This window comes from uncultured Shimia sp., from assembly GCF_913054185.1.
GTDB lineage: Bacteria > Pseudomonadota > Alphaproteobacteria > Rhodobacterales > Rhodobacteraceae > Shimia.
In genome coordinates, this window is sequence record NZ_CAJXIV010000036.1 from 17462 (window position 1) to 34169 (window position 16708).

Here is a 16708-nt window from a genome sequence, read left to right on the forward strand (position 1 = left end):
TTACAGGACCTGTTTAAAAAACGTGCAAGTATTAGGATGTGATTTCGTGTCAAAATTCCCTGCAATGATGGTGTCGTTGACGACAACCATCGCGGCTCTGGGCTTCGCCGCTCAAGGCGCTCTCGCCGAAACCGACCAACCCAATATTCTGGTGATCATGGCTGATGACGTTGGTTGGGCCAGCCTCGGCAGCTATCACCAAGGTGTGAAAAGCATCGAGACCCCAAACCTCGATCAACTCGCCGCCGAAGGTGCGCGTTTCACCGACTACTACGCCCAACCCAGCTGCACCGCAGGCCGCTCGGCCTTCATCACCGGGCAATTTCCGGTCCGCACCGGCATGCACACCGTTGGCCTGCCCGGCGATCCTGTGGGGCTAAACGAAAACGACCCAACTCTGGCCAACATGCTCAAAGGGCTGGGCTACACCACCGGCCAATTTGGCAAAAATCACCTCGGCGACCTCAACCAATTCCTGCCCACCACCAAGGGCTTTGACGAATATTGGGGCTGGCTCTACCACCTCAATGCCATGGAATACACCACCGACCCGGACTGGCCGGATGATCCTGAATTCAACAACCAGTTTGGCCCACGCAACATCATTCACAGCTATGCCACCGACACCGTGGACGAGACCGTTGATCCACGCTGGGGACTGGTGGGCAAACAACGCATCGAAGACGATGGCGAAGCCCCACCCGAACGTCAGAAAACCCTCGACAACGAAGTCACCACTCACACCCTGGACTTCATCGACCGCGCCGTGGACGCAGACACGCCTTTCTTTGTCTGGATGGCCCCTGCCCGCGCCCACGTCTGGACTCACCTGAGCCCGGAATATGAAGCTTTGCTCGGGGATGGGCGTGGGCTTCAAGACGTGGTCATGAAGGAACTGGACGACAACGTCGGCAAAGTGCTCGCGCATCTCGATGAACGCGGGATCAGCGACAACACCATCGTGTTGTTCACCTCTGACAACGGCCCGGAAACCATGACCTGGCCCGATGGCGGCACCACGCCCTTCCACGGCGAAAAAGGCACCACATGGGAAGGCGGATTCCGCGTGCCTGCTGTGGTGCGCTGGCCCGGCCAGATCGCCGAAGGTCAGGTGCTCAACGGTATCTTTGACGCCATGGACTGGATGCCCACCTTGGTCTCTGCAGCTGGTGGCCCAGACGACCTGCCCGCCGCCATGCTGGAGGGCCATGACGGCTATCAAGTGCACTTAGACGGCTACAACCAACTGTCTTATCTGCGTGGCGAAAGTGGCAGCAACCGTAAGGAAATCATCTATTACGAAGGCACCGACCTTCAGGCCGTACGCTACAAGGACTGGAAAGCCCACTTTGTGATCCAGGAAAAAGGCTGGGCCGGTCCCAAGGAAGACCTCAACGCCCCGCTGCTCTTCAACCTACGGCGCGATCCGTATGAGAAAGCGGCTGAGGAATCCGGCATGTACACCCGCTGGATGGGCAACAAGATGTGGGCCTTTGGACCGGCAGCCCGTCTGGTACAAAAGCACCTGACCACCTTTGCAGACTTCCCGCCACGCGGCAAAGCCGTCGGCAACGAGGAGCACGTCAAAGAACAGGTCGCAAGCGAAGGTGGCATGTCCCAGTAGAGGCACAGTGGGACACCCTCTCCCGCCTCTTACTCTGCCATCCCAAAGGCGCAGCCCCTCGGCTGCGCCTTTTTTCTTGGGTGTCCGCTAACAGAGCCACTTGCCAACCTCCAGCGCACGCTTTAGTGGATCAACATGTTATGTTATAACGTAATTCCTGAGTGAAAATTGGAAACCTCTATGCAACACACCATTCTCAAACATCTCACCGCGCTCTCCATTGGTGCGCTGGTCGCTTTTTCATCCCAGGCAGTGGCGCAAACCGTCACAGCCGAAAGCAAATCCAAAGAGCACAAGCATTCCCATGCCCACGATCACAAAAAAGCCGAACCAAAGCTGATCGACGAGTCCAAGGTGCAAGCCCGTGCCCTGTCCGACTGGGAAAACGACTGGCAGTCTGTCTACCCCTTCCTGCAAGATGGTACGCTTGATCCCGTGCTGGAGCACAAAGCCGAAAGCGGCAAAAAAACCGCCGAGGAATACCGCACCTACTACGAAACCGGCTTCAAAACCGATGTGGATCGCATCCAAATTGACGGCACAAACGTTGCCTTTTTCAAAGACGGCAAACCGGTCCAAGGCAGCTACGAAGTGGACGGCTATGAGATACTGACCTACAAATCCGGCAATCAAGGCATCCGTTTCATCTATGAAAAAGCTGGCGGAGACGCTGCCGCGCCGCAGTTCATCCAGTTCAGCGACCACGAAATGGTGCCCACCAAGGTCGACCACTTCCACCTCTACTGGGGCGGCGACCGCGCAGCTCTGCTCAAAGAAGTCACCAACTGGCCAACCTATTTCCCCGCGGCCTGGAGCGGTTCGGACATCGTTGAGAATATGACCGGCCACTAACCCTATTTGTCCTGAGCCCAAACAAAGGTGAGACGCGCGAGTTTGCCTCTCTCGCGTGTCACCGCCAAATCAACTTTTGTTGCCATTTTGTTCACGATGCGTAAAGGTGAGAAACACCGCGTTGTTTCTGCCTATGCCGGTCCCCACTCAAGGACACCATCATGACCAAGATCGATTTCAAGAAGACCCTCAAACATCTCTACGTCCCCTCCGCCAAAGACTTCGCACTGGTAGAGGTTCCCGAAATGACGTTTGTAAAGATCGACGGCCAAGGCGCGCCCGGCAACGAGGCCTATCAACACGCACTGTCCTGGCTCTATCCGGTCAGTTACGGATTAAAATTCTTCTCCAAACAAACCTTGGACAAAGACTACGTTGTGCCCCCGCTGGAAGGCCTATGGTGGGCCAATGACATGACCGCCTACACCGATGACCGACGTGACGAATGGCACTGGACCATGATGATCATGCTGCCCGAGTGGCTGGACGACGCCGCTTTCTCCGCTAGCGTCGAGAAAGCATCCAAAAAGCTCGGCACCCCGCCAGGGTCCCTGCGCCGTGAAACCTTCAACGAAGGCCTCTGCGCCCAAATTTTGCACATTGGCCCCTATAGCGAAGAGGGCCCCACCATCGCCAAATTGCACAAAGAGTTCCTACCGCAAAACGGCCTGACCGAAAACGGCCACCATCACGAGATCTATTTGGGGGACCCGAGGAAAACCGCCCCAGAAAAACTGCGCACGGTCCTTCGTCATCCCGTTCGCAGGGTTTAGCCCAACAAAAAAGGCGCGACCTCCGCCGCGCCTTTCTCTTTTTACCTTGCTCAGATCACGTCAGATCAAAGCGATCCGCATCCATGACCTTGCACCAGGCGGCGACAAAATCCTGCACCAGCTTGGCAGCCCCATCCGTTTGACCATAGACCTCAGCCAACGCCCGCAGCTGCGAGTTGGAGCCAAACACCAGATCAACCCGTGTTGCAGTCCACTTCACGTCGCCACTTGCGCGGTCTTTGCCTTCATAAACACCGTCGCCCGCGTCCGACCAAGTGGTGCCCATGTCCAGCACGTTCACAAAGAAGTCGTTGCTCAACTGCCCAACCCGATCCGTGAACACGCCATGCGTCGCACCACCATGATTGGCACCCAGCACCCGCAGACCACCCACCAGCGCCGTCATCTCCGGCGCGGTCAGGGTCAAAAGCTGCGCTTTGTCCACCAACAGCTCCTCAGGAGACACCGTATACTGCGCCTTCTGATAATTGCGGAAGCCATCGGCCTGCGGCTCCAACATGCCAACGCTTTCCACGTCGGTCATGTCCTGCGTTGCATCGCCCCGGCCCAGCGTGACCGGCACAGAGACAGCCTGTCCCGCATCCGCCGCCGCTTTTTCCACAGCCGCCGCGCCGCCAATCACAATCAGGTCCGCCAAACTCACTGGCTTTCCAAAGTCGGCTTTCACGCCTTCCAGCGCAGACAACACTCGGTCCAACTCTGCTGGCTCATTGGCATCCCAATCTTTCATCGGCGCCAACGCAACCCGTGCCCCATTGGCGCCACCACGCATGTCACTGCCGCGGAAGGTGCTTGCCGACGCCCAAGCGGTTTTCACCAGATCGCTCACCGACAGACCAGACGCCATCACACCCGCTTTCAGCGTTGCCACATCCGCGTCAGACAGATCAGTCTCTGACGCCGGAATGACATCCTGCCAGATCAGCTCTTCGCTAGGCACTTCTGCGCCAAAATACCGCGCCCGCGGTCCCATATCGCGGTGCGTTAGCTTGAACCACGCACGGGCAAAGGCATCCTGGAACTCTTCCGGATTCTCATGGAACCGCATGGAAATCGCGCCATAAGCTGGGTCCAGACGCATCGCCATATCGGCGGTGGTCATCATGGTTTTGACCTTCTGGCTGGCATCATGCGCCGCCGGGGCCATGTCGTCCTCGCTCGGATCAACCGGCTCCCAAATCCACGCGCCTGACGGGCTCTTTGTCAGGTTCCACTCATAACCAAACAGCAGGTCAAAATAGCCGTTGTCCCACTGGGTGGGGTTGGCCGTCCATGCGCCCTCAATGCCGGACGTGGTGGTATCACCACCTTTGCCGGTGCCCAGCTTGTTGATCCAACCAAAGCCCATCGCCTCAATTGGTGCCGCTTCCGGCTCCGGCCCCACCAAATCAGGATCGCCCGCGCCATGGGCTTTACCAAAGGTATGCCCCCCGGCTACGAGCGCCACGGTCTCCTCATCGTTCATTGCCATGCGGGCAAAGGTGTCGCGAATATCGCGTCCCGAGGCCAATACATCCGGTTGCCCATCTGGCCCTTCCGGGTTCACATAGATCAGGCCCATCTGCACCGCGGCCAGCGGGTTCTCCAGATCACGATCCCCGGAATAGCGCGATTTCTCGCCGCCAGACGCTTCCAGCCATTCAGCCTCCGCGCCCCAATACACATCCTCTTCCGGCTCCCATACGTCCGGGCGACCACCGGCAAAGCCAAAGGTCTTGCCGCCCATGCTCTCAATCGCCGCATTGCCCGCCAGAATGTACAGGTCCGCCCAGCTGATCGCATTGCCATACTTCTGCTTGATCGGCCACAACAGCCGCCGCGCCTTGTCCAGATTGCCATTGTCCGGCCAAGAGTTCAGCGGCGCAAACCGCTGCTGCCCTGTGCCACCGCCGCCGCGGCCATCTGCTGTCCGGTAGGTCCCTGCTGAGTGCCACGCCATACGAATGAACAACCCGCCATAGTGACCATAATCCGCAGGCCACCACTCCTGACTGTCTGTCATCAACGCATAAAGGTCGTCTTTCAGCGCTTTATAGTCGAGCTTGGCAAACGCTTCAGCATAGTCAAACGCAGCGCCCATAGGATCGGACTTGGCTGAGTTCTGGTGCAAAATCCGCAGGTTCAGCTGGTTTGGCCACCAATCGCGGTTGCCCCGCGCCTGTTGTGTCACCGCGCCATGCATCACCGGGCAGCCACCTGATTTCATGTTTCCGTCCATGTCGTTCTCCTGTCTTTTGATGGGTCACGTAATCTCTGGAACCAGTCTAAGCAGGCAAAACTGATTGGGGGAAGTTGCATTTTCCGATTACATTGATAACTTCACCCTATGAATAGCCTTACCCTCCGCCAACTTCGCTATTTTGACGCGCTTGCTGAGCACGGCCACTTTGGTCGCGCGGCGGATGTGTGTTCCATTTCACAACCTGCCTTATCCGTGCAAATCAAGGAGTTGGAAGAAAGCTTTGGGGCCCCTTTATTGGAGCGCACCACCCGCCGTGTACGCCTCACATCCTTTGGCGAAGACGTGCTTGTGAGGGTGCGCGACATCTTGCGCAGCGTCGATGAATTGGGCGACATGGCGCGCGCGGCCCAATCCGGCCTCACCGGTCGTTTGCGCCTCGGTGTGATTCCCACCATCGCGCCCTACTTGCTGCCTGCCCTACTGCGGCAGGTGAAAACCACTTTCCCCGACATGGCGCTCATGGTGCGCGAAACCATGACAGCCAATCTGATAGCTGAACTGCACGCCGGACGCATCGACACCGCCATTGTCGCTTTGCCAGTGTCAGAGCCCGCCTTCACCGAGGTGCCCCTCTGGTCAGAAGAGTTTGTCCTGGTCCGCCCGGACTCCGAAGCCGCCGCTCCCGTGCCAGCCCCGGACCACTTGGAACGCGAACGTCTGCTCCTGCTCGAAGAAGGTCACTGCTTCCGCGATCAAGCGCTGTCTTTCTGCTCATTGCCAACAGTCCGCCCCCACGAAGGCCTCGACGGCTCCTCCCTCTCGACGCTGGTGCAGATGGTTGGCGCAGGTCTGGGCGTCACGGTGATTCCCGAGATGGCCATCCCTGTGGACACACCTGCCGCCGCCGTGAACGTCGTCCGTTTTGCCGGCGCGCAACCGGCCCGCACCATTGGTATGATCTGGCGAAAAAGCAGCCCACTTGCGGCACAGCTCACACAATTATCTGATCTGGTGCGAGACGTCGGGGAAACGCTCTAGCGCAACGTTCGGTGCCTTAAGCGCGTCAGCAGCCCAAATTCCCGCACCAACGCGAAACAGTCGCCATACAGACACAATACCGACGCGCAAAATGTTGGTTAATGCCGCTCTTCACCGGCGCAACATTTCACTCTTTGGTGACATCGTATTGATAGATCCAGTCAAACTGCCCCATCATCTTTCGCGGCGCCAATGTGGACGCCATACGAATCCCCATATGCGCCGCCATGCGCAGGGGTCCATTGCTTAGGTGGTATTTCCAGGCATTCTTGCTGGCCGTGTCCACGACCTTGGTCACACGCTGCTTGCGCCGGTCCTGATACGCGGCCAAGCCACCTTCAAAATCTTCCGCTTTTTCAAGGGCATCGCCAAGTACCCAGGCATCTTCCATCGCCATGACAGCGCCCTGCGCCATAAACGGCAACGTGGGATGCGCAGCATCCCCCAATAGCGCACAGTGGCCTTTGTGCCAGACCGGCGCCACCGGATGACGAAACAGCCCCCATTTGCGCACATCACTGACTTCCGCCAGCATGCGTCGCACACCACCGCCAAAATCTTTAAATGTTTCCATCAGGTTGACTGGATCATCAGGAATATGCCAACCCTCTTCCGTCCAGCCCACCTGCTCTTGCACAGCGACAATATTGACCAATTCACCACCCCGCAGCGGATAGCTCACTACGTGACGTTTTGGCCCCATATGCACCTGAACCACATCCGGAAGTGCCATGGTGTTGGGCACTGTCGCCCGCCACGCCGCCTGCCGAGTGAAAAACGGTGCCACCGTGCCGTTGAGCGCCGGGCGCACCTTGGAGTGCAACCCGTCCGCACCCACAATCAAATCCGCCGTCATCTCCGCGCCATTGGCCATGATAACCTTGGGCCGATCACCAGGCACAACAGTCTCAACCTGCTGAAGCAAAAGCACTTTTATACCCGATTTTCGAACGGCTTGCGCCAAAACATCAATCAGATCTGCCCGGTGCACAAAGTAATACTCTGTTGGACGCAGCGGGTCATTTTCAGACACCAATCCAAGATCCAGCCGACTCACCAGGCGCCCTGCCGCATAGTCGCGCAGTTCCACCGCGTCCGCACGCACTGCGCGCGCTTTAAGCGCAACGTCGACGCCCAGCGCCTTGAGCACGGCCATTCCATTGGGACTGACTTGCAGGCCCGCCCCAACCTCTGTGATCGCCTCGGCCTGCTCCAAAACATGCACTTTGGCGCCCCGTTGATGTAGGGCAAGCGCAGCCGTCAAGCCGCCAATCCCTGCACCAATGATGGTGATTTTTTTACCTTGCAAATCCATGGCTTAACCCTAACGCAAAAACGCTGGAGCAAAAGCCCCAGCGTCTTTGTTTTTGGTATCATTGCCTGCGTTTTTCCGTCACAGGCAACTTCGTTTTTTAGTCGTCGCGGTGAACTTTCTCGCGGCGTTCATGGCGCTCTTGCGCCTCAAGGCTCATGGTCGCGATTGGGCGTGCATCCAGACGTTTGAGCGAGATAGGCTCCCCCGTCACTTCGCAGTACCCATATTCGCCTTCATCAATACGGCGAATAGCGCTGTCAATTTTGTTCACCAATTTGCGCTGGCGATCCCGGGTGCGAAGCTCAAGCGCGCGATCAGTCTCCTCACTGGCGCGGTCGGCAACGTCCGGAATATTACGGGTGCCATCTTGCAGCCCCTCGATCGTGTCGCGGGTATCCGCAACCAAATCTTCTTTCCAGCTCAATAGTTTACGTCGAAAGTATTCAACCTGCCGGTCATTCATGAACGGCTCATCTTCTGCGGGACGATAGTCGTCGGGCAGGAAAGTTTCGGCTTTCATTTCTGCTCCCTCATCGCGGCTCACGTCCATCGTGGTATTCAATTCAGACATGTAACCCCCCTTCTCTCCGTGCCAGCCAATACTCCGTTGGCTGGGGAATGTCACTACCTGTTAACCGCACATTGCGGACAAAATATGTTCACGATAGGGTGCGCGCCGAAATAGGCGAACGGGCGGAGAAATTTTATGCAGTTTTCGGGTACCAAAGACTACGTGGCCACCGACGATCTGACCGTGGCGGTCAACGCTGCCGTGACGCTGGAGCGCCCCCTATTGGTCAAAGGTGAGCCGGGCACCGGCAAGACGGAACTGGCCATGCAAGTTGCACGCAGCTTGGGTCTCAAAATGATCGAGTGGAACGTAAAGTCCACCACCAAAGCACAGCAAGGCCTCTACGAATATGACGCCGTCTCTCGCCTGCGCGACAGCCAACTTGGTGACGAACGTGTGCATGATATTGGCAACTACATCAAACGCGGAAAGCTCTGGGATGCCTTTGATTCTGATGAGAAAGTTGTCCTGCTGATCGATGAAATCGACAAGGCAGACATCGAGTTCCCCAACGACTTGTTGCAAGAACTCGATAAGATGGAGTTCCACGTTTATGAAACTGGCGAGACCATCAAAGCCAAGCACCGTCCGATCATCATCATCACCTCCAACAACGAAAAAGAGCTGCCCGACGCCTTCCTGCGCCGCTGCTTTTTTCACTACATTCGTTTCCCCGAAATGGAGACTTTGAAGCAGATCGTTGAGGTGCATCATCCTGGGATCAAAGAGGCCCTGCTGACCACCGCCCTCACACAGTTCTTCGAGATCCGCGACACTGCTGGCTTGAAGAAAAAGCCGTCCACATCTGAGGTGATCGACTGGCTGAAGCTGCTCTTGGCCGAAGATTTGTCGCCCGAAGACCTCAAACGCGATGGCGCGAACGCCCTGCCCAAGCTGCACGGCGCCCTGCTTAAAAACGAGCAAGACGTACATTTGTTTGAACGCCTGGCCTTTATGGCACGGTCCGGTCGCTAAACCTCTGCCAATACTTTTGAACGGACTGCACCCATGTGGGCCATTCAAATTCACCAAGCGCACCGCGTTTTTGCTCAAGTCTTTGCGCATCTTACGATCCACTTAAGGCCTGATTTTGTAGCAGGAATTGGCCCTCAACCGGAGTCCGCACCAAATGTCTCAGTCTGACGTCCTCATCCGCCCTCTCACCGAAGCCGACCACGCAGAGTGGCGCCGGCTCTGGACCGACTACATCACCTTTTACGAAAGCACCGTGACCGAAGAGGTTTACGCCTCGACCTTCGCGCGCCTCCTGGGTGACGATCCACAGGATTACTCCTGTCTGGTTGCAGAATTGGACGGCAAACTCATTGGTTTGACCCACTACCTGTTCCACCGCCACGCTTGGAAGGTTGAAAACGTTTGTTATCTGCAAGACCTCTACGCCGATCCAGACGTCCGTGGCACAGGTGTCGGTCGCAAACTGATTGAAGCGGTTTACAAAGCCGCAGATGACGCCGGCGCGCCAAGCGTGTATTGGATGACACAAGAATTTAACACCAACGCCCGCAAACTCTATGATCGAATCGGGCAGTTGTCCCCGTTTATTAAGTATCAAAGGCCCTGATTTTGCGCTCTTTTCTGTCTTCACTGATTCCTTTGGCCTTTGTTCTGGCGGCCTGTACGCCGGTTGGTCAAAACGGCGTACCCACCCGCGCCGCGGTGAGTGACACCACTTTGCCGCCGGTCAAAGCCTTCTCGACACCACGTCCCATTCCACCCAACCGCTCCAACCGCGACATCGCCCGCGACTTTCTTGACCTCAGCTTTGAGTTGGAAAGTGGCCGTACTCTTGAGCGCCTCACCCGTTTTGAAGGCCCAATCACGGTACGCGTGACCGGTGCCCCCCCCACCGGCATGATGTCGGACCTCAAAGCCCTTCTGGCACGTCTGCGCAATGAAGCGCGCATCGACATCTCTCTGACACAGTCGCCATCCGCCAACATCACGATTCAGGCCGTCTCTCGCCGGGACATCCGCAAAGCCCTGCCCCAAGCGGCCTGCTTTGTGGTGCCCAATATTTCCTCGCTGTCACAGTATCGCTCGGCGCGGCGCAGCGGCGCGGCCAACTGGGCGCTTTTGGAAAGCCGCGACAAGATCGCGATTTTTCTGCCCAATGACACCAGCCCGCAGGAAACCCGCGATTGTCTGCACGAGGAATTGGCCCAAGCCCTTGGTCCCCTAAACGATCTCTACCGCCTGCCCGACAGCGTCTTTAATGACGACAACATCCACGCGGTGCTCACCGGTTTTGATATGACCGTGCTGCGGGCCTACTACGACCCAACCCTGCGCAATGGCATGACCCGTGGTGAAGTGGCCTCCCGCCTGCCATCAATCCTGTCACGCATCAATCCCCGTGGTGATCAACTGTCCAGCAATCCGCTACCAGAGACCCCACGCGCCTGGATCAACGCAGTACAAACCGCCCTTGGCCCTGGCACTTCGCCGGCCAATCGTCGATCCGCGGCCCGCCAAGCGCTTGTGATTGCACAGGATAATGGATGGCAAGACCATCGCCTCGGCTTTGCCCATTACGCTTTGGGTCGTCTGCTGCAATCGCAAGATATCGCCGCCGCCCACACGCATTTCAAAGCCGCCGACCACGCTTACCGCTCTGCGGAACCTTACGGCCCGCACCGCGCCTTTGTAGCGACACAACTCTCCGCCTACGCCATCAGCGCCGGTCATAGCCGCGAAGCCCTCAACATCCTAAATCCACAAATTTCCCCTGCCGGCCGCTTTGAGAATGCTGCGCTGCTGTCCACCCTTATGCTTCTGCAAGCAGAGGCCCTGGAGATGGAAGGCAAGTTCGAGGACGCTGGCGCCCTGCGTCTGGACAGTCTTGGCTGGGCACGATACGGCTTTGGCCCGGACTGGGCCGTGCGCGCAAAACTGCGCGAGATCTCGGCACTCAGCCCGATCAAAGGGAGATCCTAGGACACCATGTTTGTACTTCTCGGCGCTTTGCTTGGCGCAATCACCGGTGGCACTTTGGCCAAGAAACGTGGCGGCAAACGCGCCGACATCCTGCAATACGGCGCGGTCTACGCGATGATTTTTGCCATCCTCGGCCTGTTTATCACGCTGATCATCCACCGTATGGCTCTCTGACCCATGTTCTTGCCCTTCTTTGAAAACCTGCGTGACGCCCGTGTGCCGGTCTCGCTGCGCGAGTTTCTGGGATTTCTCGAAGGGCTGAAGGCTGGCCTTGCCACTTATGATGTGGAGAGTTTCTACTACCTCGCCCGCACCATCATGGTGAAAGACGAGCGCAACATCGACAAATTTGACCGCGCCTTCGCGGCCACATTTGACGGCTTGGGCGAAATCTCCGCGCAGGACGTCCTGGACGCCGTCGACATTCCCGAAGAGTGGCTGCGTAAGATGGCTGAAAAGCACCTCTCCGCAGAGGAAATGGCCGAGATTGAAGCCCTCGGTGGCTTCGACAAGCTTATGGAAACACTGCAAGAGCGCCTCAAAGAGCAGGAAGGCCGCCATCAGGGTGGCAACAAGTGGATTGGCACCGCTGGCACCTCGCCGTTTGGCGCCTATGGCTACAACCCCGAGGGTGTGCGCATTGGCCAAAAGGAAAGTCGCCACCAGCGCGCGACCAAAGTCTGGGACAAACGCGAATTCAAAAACTTCGACGGCTCCGTTGAACTTGGCACCCGTAACATCAAAGTGGCCCTCAAACGCCTGCGCCGCTGGGCCCGCGAAGGCGCAGCCGAAGAGCTGGATTTGAATGGTACCATCAAGGCTACGGCTGAACATGGGTATCTCGATGTCAAAACCCGTCCCGAGCGCCACAACGCCGTAAAAGTGCTGCTGTTTCTGGACGTTGGCGGCTCGATGGACCCGCACATCAAAGTGGTCGAAGAACTTTTCTCCGCCGCCCGTGCAGAGTTCAAACACCTCGAATACCATTACTTCCACAACTGTCTTTACGAAGGTGTGTGGCGCGACAACAAACGCCGCTGGAATGATCAAATCCCCACCCACGAAGTGCTGCGCACCTATGGGCCGGACTACAAATGTATCTTTGTAGGTGACGCCTCCATGTCCCCTTATGAGATTGCCTACCCAGGCGGGGCCAACGAACATTGGAACCAAGAAGCGGGCCAAGTCTGGCTGGAACGCGCCCGAGATCAATGGGCCTCCCACCTGTGGATCAACCCTTTGCCAGAGGCACATTGGCAGTACACCCACTCCATCGGCATGATCCGCGATATTTTTGAAAACCGCATGGTGCCAATGACCCTCGAAGGTCTGGAACGCGGCATGCGGGAATTGACCCGCTGACGTGACAGCGAAGTCGCGGCTTGAAAAATGCATCAAAACATAATCCTCTAGTGACGTGACAGCTGGAGGTAGGCATGCCACACCACTTTTCCTTTGAGGAATATCAAGACCGCGTGTCGCGCGCCCAATCAGCCTTATCCAAGCAAGGGCTGGACGCCATTTTGTTATTTGCACCAGAAAGCCAATTCTGGCTGACAGGATACGACACCTTTGGGTTTGCCCTGTTCCAATGCATGGTCCTATCCAGGTCGGGTGACATTCACCTTCTCACCCGCAGGCCAGACCGGCTGCAGGCACAGCTCACAAGCACCTTACAAATTGATCACATTCACATCTGGTCAGAGGCGCAGGGCGCGGACCCGATAGCGGATCTCTCTCGCTTACTTGCAGAGTTGGGGATGTCCGACGCCAAGCTTGGCTATGAGTCCAAGACTGCTGGGCTGACAGACTATTGGGGCCAACAACTGCGCAACACACTTCCAAATCTTGTCGACTATAGCGATCTCATTTCAGATCTACGTCGAGACAAATCAGATGCGGAAATAGCGATGCACCGAACCGCCGCGGCCCTCTCCGACGATGCGCTGGACGCGGCTCTCAGAGCGACCAAAGCTGGCGCATTTGAGGGGGACATACTTGCGGAAATGCAAGGCGCAGTGTTCCGAGGGGGAGGTGACTATGCCGGGAACGAGTTCATTCTTGGATCAGGCGAACGTGCCCTTTTGTGCCGATCGGCTTCCGGACGACGCCACCTGTCAGCACAAGATCAACTGACCATCGAATGGTCCGGCGCATATGCACGTTATCATGCGGCCATGATGCAAACGCTCATTGTTGGGCAAGCAAGCAATCAGCACCGCAAAATGTTCGCCGCCGCCAATGAGGCCCTAACGGCCTGCGAAGCAGCCATTTGCCCCGGCGCGCCTATGGGCGATGTGTTCCACGCCCATGCCGACACGTTTGATGCACATGGCTTTCAGCACGCTAGGCTTCAGGCTTGCGGATATGGAATGGGCGCCGTGTTTGCACCGATCTGGGTAGACTTCCCGATGTTTTACGAAGGCAACCCGCAGATCATGCGAGAAAACCAGGTTTTCTTCCTGCATATGATTTTGATGGACGATGCAACAGGCGAAGCCATGTGTTTGGGACATTCCGTATTGTGCTCACATAGTGGCACAGAAAGGCTCTCGCGACACACACCACAACTCTTTGAACTCTAACGGCCCTTGCTCCCCGCCGCCGGAGCTTCCATATCTACCTTATGATCAAACTGATGCCCATTCTCATCGCAGTGCTCTATGGCCTGCTGATGATGCGTTTTTCTGCCTGGCGTACCGCGCGTGAGTTGGACGCCAAATCCACCGAGCTGGCTGACCCACGCCTCAATCCGCTGATCAAGGACATGGCCAAGGCCCTCGATCTGCCGCGCATCCGCGTGCACATCTATGAGATTGAGCCGGTCAATGGCCTGGCTGCGCCAGATGGGCGCATTTTCTTGACCCGTGGTTTTTACAACCGTTACCGTGCGGGCGATGTGACGGCCGACGAAATCGCCTCCGTGGTGGCCCATGAGCTGGGTCACGTGGCTTTGGGCCACTCCCGCCGCCGCATGATCGACTTCTCCGGCCAAAACGCCCTGCGCACCGCCCTCGCCATGGTTCTGAACCGCTTCTTGCCTGGTATCGGCCCTTTGGTGGCCAACACCGCCACAAGTCTGCTGTCGTCGCGCCTCTCAAGAGGGGATGAGTATGAAGCAGATGCGTATGCCGCCGCACTTCTGGTGAAATCTGGCATTGGCACCGCCCCGCAAAAATCCCTGTTTGAGAAACTCTCCCACCTCACCGGTGCGCACGGCGCCAGCACACCCGCCTGGCTGCTCAGTCACCCCAAAACCGAGGAGCGTATTCAAGCCATCGAAAAGCTCGAACACAAATGGGGCATCACCAAAACCTAAGCGTTTCTCGTTCCCCTGATATCTTGGGGATCACCGCCTCGCTGTGACAGGGCAAAGCCCCTAGATCCTACATGCTCACAGCTTTCGCCAGCTTCGGCAGCCGCGCCTTTTTCAACAGCTTGCGCATTTCCCAAGCCTCGCCACTCAACCGCTCAGCCTCTTGCCGCACCGCCTCACAGACCGCTGCCACGCCTTCGGGATCGGTCTCCCAACACCCGCGCAGAAGCTCATCCGGCGCAATCCGCTCAAGACCTTCTTCCGCCAAAATATGCTTTGGAAAATCCTTCGCATTCATCGTGACAATGGCATCTGCCGATCCGGAAATCGCTGCCGCCAGCACATGCACGTCATGCTCATCAGGCAAATACAGTCGATCTTCCAGCGAAGGCTTCCACGTCACCGCAGCCTTAGGCCATGCCGCCCGCAACAAAGCAATCTCGCCCCGTGCTTGCGGCTCACCGGTTGGGCCCAGCTTGCGTGCCGCCCGCGCCCATTCTTCCAAAATCCGCTCTGACCACTGCGGCTCAAACGCACCGGTCTTGGCCACGCCCAACAACACCGCCCGCATCACGGTAGGATACAAAACGCAGGTGTCTAGGAGCAGGCGCTTCACAGACGGAAAAACAGCGACTTGAGATATCCGCTTTCCGCCAGTTGCGGCATCAATGGATGGTCCGGTCCCGCAAACCCAGTGTGGATAAGCTGTGCCTGTCGCCCAGCCCGGCCAATCCCGCGCACCGACGCGCCCCGGAACCGTGCCAAATCAGCGGCGTGGGAACAGGAGCATAGCCCCAGATACCCGCCTTCAGCCACCAAAGGTGCCGCCAGCCGAGCCACGCGCTCATAGGCCCTCAGACCTTTCTCAAGCGCTGGTTTGGATGGTGCAAACGCCGGTGGGTCACAAATCACAACGTCAAATTTTGCACCCTCTTCGCCCAGCGCAGTCAACACGTCAAAGGCATCGCCCTTGCGCGTCGCAAAGCGCTCCGCCACGCCAGCTGCTTCGGCGCCCGCCTGCGCCAACTCCAGCGCCGCTGCAGACCCATCTACGGCCGTGGCATGGCTCGCCCCAGCAGCCAAGGCCGCCAAAGAGAACCCACCCACATGGGCAAACACGTCCAACACCTTGGCATCTTTGCTAAGTCCCGCCGAAAAAGCATGGTTCGGACGTTGATCAAAAAACAGTCCGGTTTTCTGACCACCGGTCAGATCGGCCATATACGTCGCGCCGTTCATCACAACTGACACCGGCGCGTCCGGCGCGGCGCCCGCCATAACAGCGCTGTGCTCTTCAAGGCCTTCCAAAACCCGCGCGCGACCTGAGCCGTTTTTCAGCACGTTGGTCACGCCAGTCACCGCCACTAAGGCCGCAACCAGCGGCTCCAACAATGTGTCGGCCCAGGCTGCATTGGGCTGCACCACAGCAGTGTCCCCAAACCGGTCCACCACAACACCGGGCACCCCATCCGCCTCGGCATGGACCAACCGGTAAAACGGCGTATCAAACACCCGCTCGCGCATGGCCAGCGCACGGGCAAATTTTGCCTCAAACCACGCTTGGTCAATTTGCGCTTCGGGATCACGATCCAACATGCGGCAGAAAATCTTGCTGTGGCTGTTGGTCGCCACCACCCCCATGGGCTGGCGATTGTCATCTTCCAGCACCGCAAGGGTGCCGGGCACAAGCGCCTTGGTGCGCCGGTCTGTGACCAGCTCGTTATCATAGGCCCAGGGAAATCCATGACGGATTGCACGGGCGTTGGCTTTCGGTTTCATGCGCACAACAGGGCGCACAAACGGAGATGAGGACGACATAGACATGCCGCCCTCCTACTTGTTTATTTCGGGTGTGAAAACCCTTCTCTGCGCTTGGCGATGTTACTCCGCCGCAGCCACCTCAAGCGCCACCGGTGCCAACGGCTGGATCCGCTGGGTGACCCCACGCGCAGGTTCAACAAACCCTTCAGCTTTGGTCAGCTCATCATGCACCACACGGGCCAAGTGCTGGGTGATGCGGTATTTCTGGGTCAAACCACGGGCTTCCGCCTCAAAGGCCAT

The 16708-nt window shown here is 57.7% G+C and carries 17 protein-coding genes; 11 read left to right on the forward strand and 6 right to left on the reverse strand.

The window, feature by feature from the left end; genetic code table 11:
- The first annotated feature begins 46 nt into the window (after positions 1 to 46).
- The 3 genes from QZ517_RS09605 (at position 47) to QZ517_RS09615 (ending at position 3249) form a co-directional block, all read left to right on the forward strand.
- Positions 47 to 1624: an arylsulfatase gene (locus QZ517_RS09605; RefSeq protein ID WP_294225787.1), complete on the forward strand. Its 1578-nt coding sequence runs from the start codon at positions 47 to 49 to the stop codon at positions 1622 to 1624.
- A 180-nt stretch (positions 1625 to 1804) separates the two neighbouring features.
- Positions 1805 to 2476, forward strand: coding sequence for a ZinT/AdcA family metal-binding protein (locus QZ517_RS09610; protein WP_294225791.1), 672 nt, complete (start codon positions 1805 to 1807; stop codon positions 2474 to 2476).
- 161 nt (positions 2477 to 2637) lie between these two features.
- Entirely contained in the window at positions 2638 to 3249 is a 612-nt protein-coding gene (locus QZ517_RS09615) for a GyrI-like domain-containing protein (protein ID WP_294225794.1), read from the forward strand.
- 55 nt (positions 3250 to 3304) lie between these two features.
- Here the strand turns inward: QZ517_RS09615 and katG are convergent, their stop codons facing one another.
- Entirely contained in the window at positions 3305 to 5488 is a 2184-nt protein-coding gene (gene katG / locus QZ517_RS09620) for a catalase/peroxidase HPI (protein WP_294225798.1), read from the reverse strand.
- A 108-nt stretch (positions 5489 to 5596) separates the two neighbouring features.
- Between katG and QZ517_RS09625 the strand changes: the two genes are divergently transcribed.
- A complete protein-coding gene (locus QZ517_RS09625; protein ID WP_294225801.1) occupies positions 5597 to 6490 on the forward strand; it encodes a LysR substrate-binding domain-containing protein in 894 nt (297 codons plus the stop codon).
- A gap of 127 nt (positions 6491 to 6617) precedes the next feature.
- Here the strand turns inward: QZ517_RS09625 and QZ517_RS09630 are convergent, their stop codons facing one another.
- Both QZ517_RS09630 and dksA read right to left on the reverse strand, forming a co-directional pair.
- Positions 6618 to 7805: an FAD-dependent monooxygenase gene (locus QZ517_RS09630; RefSeq protein ID WP_294225804.1), complete on the reverse strand. Its 1188-nt coding sequence runs from the start codon at positions 7803 to 7805 to the stop codon at positions 6618 to 6620.
- Positions 7806 to 7902: 97 nt separating this feature from the next.
- On the reverse strand, positions 7903 to 8325 hold the full coding sequence (dksA, locus tag QZ517_RS09635; protein WP_294225834.1) for an RNA polymerase-binding protein DksA: 423 nt from the start codon (positions 8323 to 8325) through the stop codon (positions 7903 to 7905).
- 186 nt (positions 8326 to 8511) lie between these two features.
- Between dksA and QZ517_RS09640 the strand changes: the two genes are divergently transcribed.
- The 7 genes from QZ517_RS09640 to QZ517_RS09670 all read left to right on the forward strand — a co-directional run bounded on the left by QZ517_RS09640 (position 8512) and on the right by QZ517_RS09670 (position 14650).
- The gene (locus QZ517_RS09640; RefSeq protein ID WP_294225807.1) at positions 8512 to 9351 is read left to right on the forward strand and encodes a MoxR family ATPase; all 840 of its coding nucleotides are present in this window, start codon (positions 8512 to 8514) and stop codon (positions 9349 to 9351) included.
- Between the two features lie 154 nt (positions 9352 to 9505).
- The gene (locus QZ517_RS09645) at positions 9506 to 9958 is read left to right on the forward strand and encodes a GNAT family N-acetyltransferase (RefSeq protein WP_294225810.1); all 453 of its coding nucleotides are present in this window, start codon (positions 9506 to 9508) and stop codon (positions 9956 to 9958) included.
- A gap of 2 nt (positions 9959 to 9960) precedes the next feature.
- Positions 9961 to 11331, forward strand: a complete 1371-nt coding sequence (locus QZ517_RS09650) for a DUF2927 domain-containing protein (RefSeq protein WP_294225813.1) — start codon at positions 9961 to 9963, stop codon at positions 11329 to 11331.
- Positions 11332 to 11337: 6 nt separating this feature from the next.
- Positions 11338 to 11505: a hypothetical protein gene (locus QZ517_RS09655; protein WP_294225816.1), complete on the forward strand. Its 168-nt coding sequence runs from the start codon at positions 11338 to 11340 to the stop codon at positions 11503 to 11505.
- Positions 11506 to 11508: 3 nt separating this feature from the next.
- Positions 11509 to 12693 (forward strand): VWA domain-containing protein, encoded by a 1185-nt coding sequence (locus QZ517_RS09660; protein ID WP_294225819.1) that lies wholly within the window; start codon positions 11509 to 11511, stop codon positions 12691 to 12693.
- Between the two features lie 74 nt (positions 12694 to 12767).
- Entirely contained in the window at positions 12768 to 13916 is a 1149-nt protein-coding gene (locus QZ517_RS09665) for a Xaa-Pro peptidase family protein (RefSeq protein WP_294225822.1), read from the forward strand.
- A 41-nt stretch (positions 13917 to 13957) separates the two neighbouring features.
- Entirely contained in the window at positions 13958 to 14650 is a 693-nt protein-coding gene (locus tag QZ517_RS09670; RefSeq protein WP_294225825.1) for a M48 family metalloprotease, read from the forward strand.
- 67 nt (positions 14651 to 14717) lie between these two features.
- Here QZ517_RS09670 and QZ517_RS09675 read toward each other — a convergent pair whose 3' ends face one another.
- The 3 genes from QZ517_RS09675 to QZ517_RS09685 form a co-directional block, all read right to left on the reverse strand.
- Positions 14718 to 15263, reverse strand: coding sequence for an RSP_2648 family PIN domain-containing protein (locus QZ517_RS09675; protein ID WP_294225828.1), 546 nt, complete (start codon positions 15261 to 15263; stop codon positions 14718 to 14720).
- The gene (locus tag QZ517_RS09680; RefSeq protein WP_294225831.1) at positions 15260 to 16471 is read right to left on the reverse strand and encodes an RSP_2647 family RNA methyltransferase; all 1212 of its coding nucleotides are present in this window, start codon (positions 16469 to 16471) and stop codon (positions 15260 to 15262) included. Before QZ517_RS09680 ends, QZ517_RS09675 begins: the two co-directional genes overlap by 4 nt.
- 57 nt (positions 16472 to 16528) lie before the next feature.
- Positions 16529 to 16708 (reverse strand): DUF6778 family protein (locus tag QZ517_RS09685; RefSeq protein ID WP_366766024.1); only part of this gene is annotated, 180 nt, incomplete at its 5' end.

What these genes read in the sequence shown, in the direction of transcription:
- QZ517_RS09610 (WP_294225791.1), top strand. Translation starts at nt 1,805, where the DNA reads ATGCAACACACCATTCTCAAACATCTCACCGCGCTCTCCATTGGTGCG.
- QZ517_RS09615 (WP_294225794.1), top strand. Translation starts at nt 2,638, where the DNA reads ATGACCAAGATCGATTTCAAGAAGACCCTCAAACATCTCTACGTCCCC.
- katG (WP_294225798.1), bottom strand. Translation starts at nt 5,488, where the DNA reads ATGGACGGAAACATGAAATCAGGTGGCTGCCCGGTGATGCATGGCGCG.
- QZ517_RS09625 (WP_294225801.1), top strand. Translation starts at nt 5,597, where the DNA reads ATGAATAGCCTTACCCTCCGCCAACTTCGCTATTTTGACGCGCTTGCT.
- QZ517_RS09630 (WP_294225804.1), bottom strand. Translation starts at nt 7,805, where the DNA reads ATGGATTTGCAAGGTAAAAAAATCACCATCATTGGTGCAGGGATTGGC.
- dksA (WP_294225834.1), bottom strand. Translation starts at nt 8,325, where the DNA reads ATGAAAGCCGAAACTTTCCTGCCCGACGACTATCGTCCCGCAGAAGAT.
- QZ517_RS09640 (WP_294225807.1), top strand. Translation starts at nt 8,512, where the DNA reads ATGCAGTTTTCGGGTACCAAAGACTACGTGGCCACCGACGATCTGACC.
- QZ517_RS09645 (WP_294225810.1), top strand. Translation starts at nt 9,506, where the DNA reads ATGTCTCAGTCTGACGTCCTCATCCGCCCTCTCACCGAAGCCGACCAC.
- QZ517_RS09655 (WP_294225816.1), top strand. Translation starts at nt 11,338, where the DNA reads ATGTTTGTACTTCTCGGCGCTTTGCTTGGCGCAATCACCGGTGGCACT.
- QZ517_RS09660 (WP_294225819.1), top strand. Translation starts at nt 11,509, where the DNA reads ATGTTCTTGCCCTTCTTTGAAAACCTGCGTGACGCCCGTGTGCCGGTC.
- QZ517_RS09665 (WP_294225822.1), top strand. Translation starts at nt 12,768, where the DNA reads ATGCCACACCACTTTTCCTTTGAGGAATATCAAGACCGCGTGTCGCGC.
- QZ517_RS09670 (WP_294225825.1), top strand. Translation starts at nt 13,958, where the DNA reads ATGATCAAACTGATGCCCATTCTCATCGCAGTGCTCTATGGCCTGCTG.
- QZ517_RS09680 (WP_294225831.1), bottom strand. Translation starts at nt 16,471, where the DNA reads ATGTCTATGTCGTCCTCATCTCCGTTTGTGCGCCCTGTTGTGCGCATG.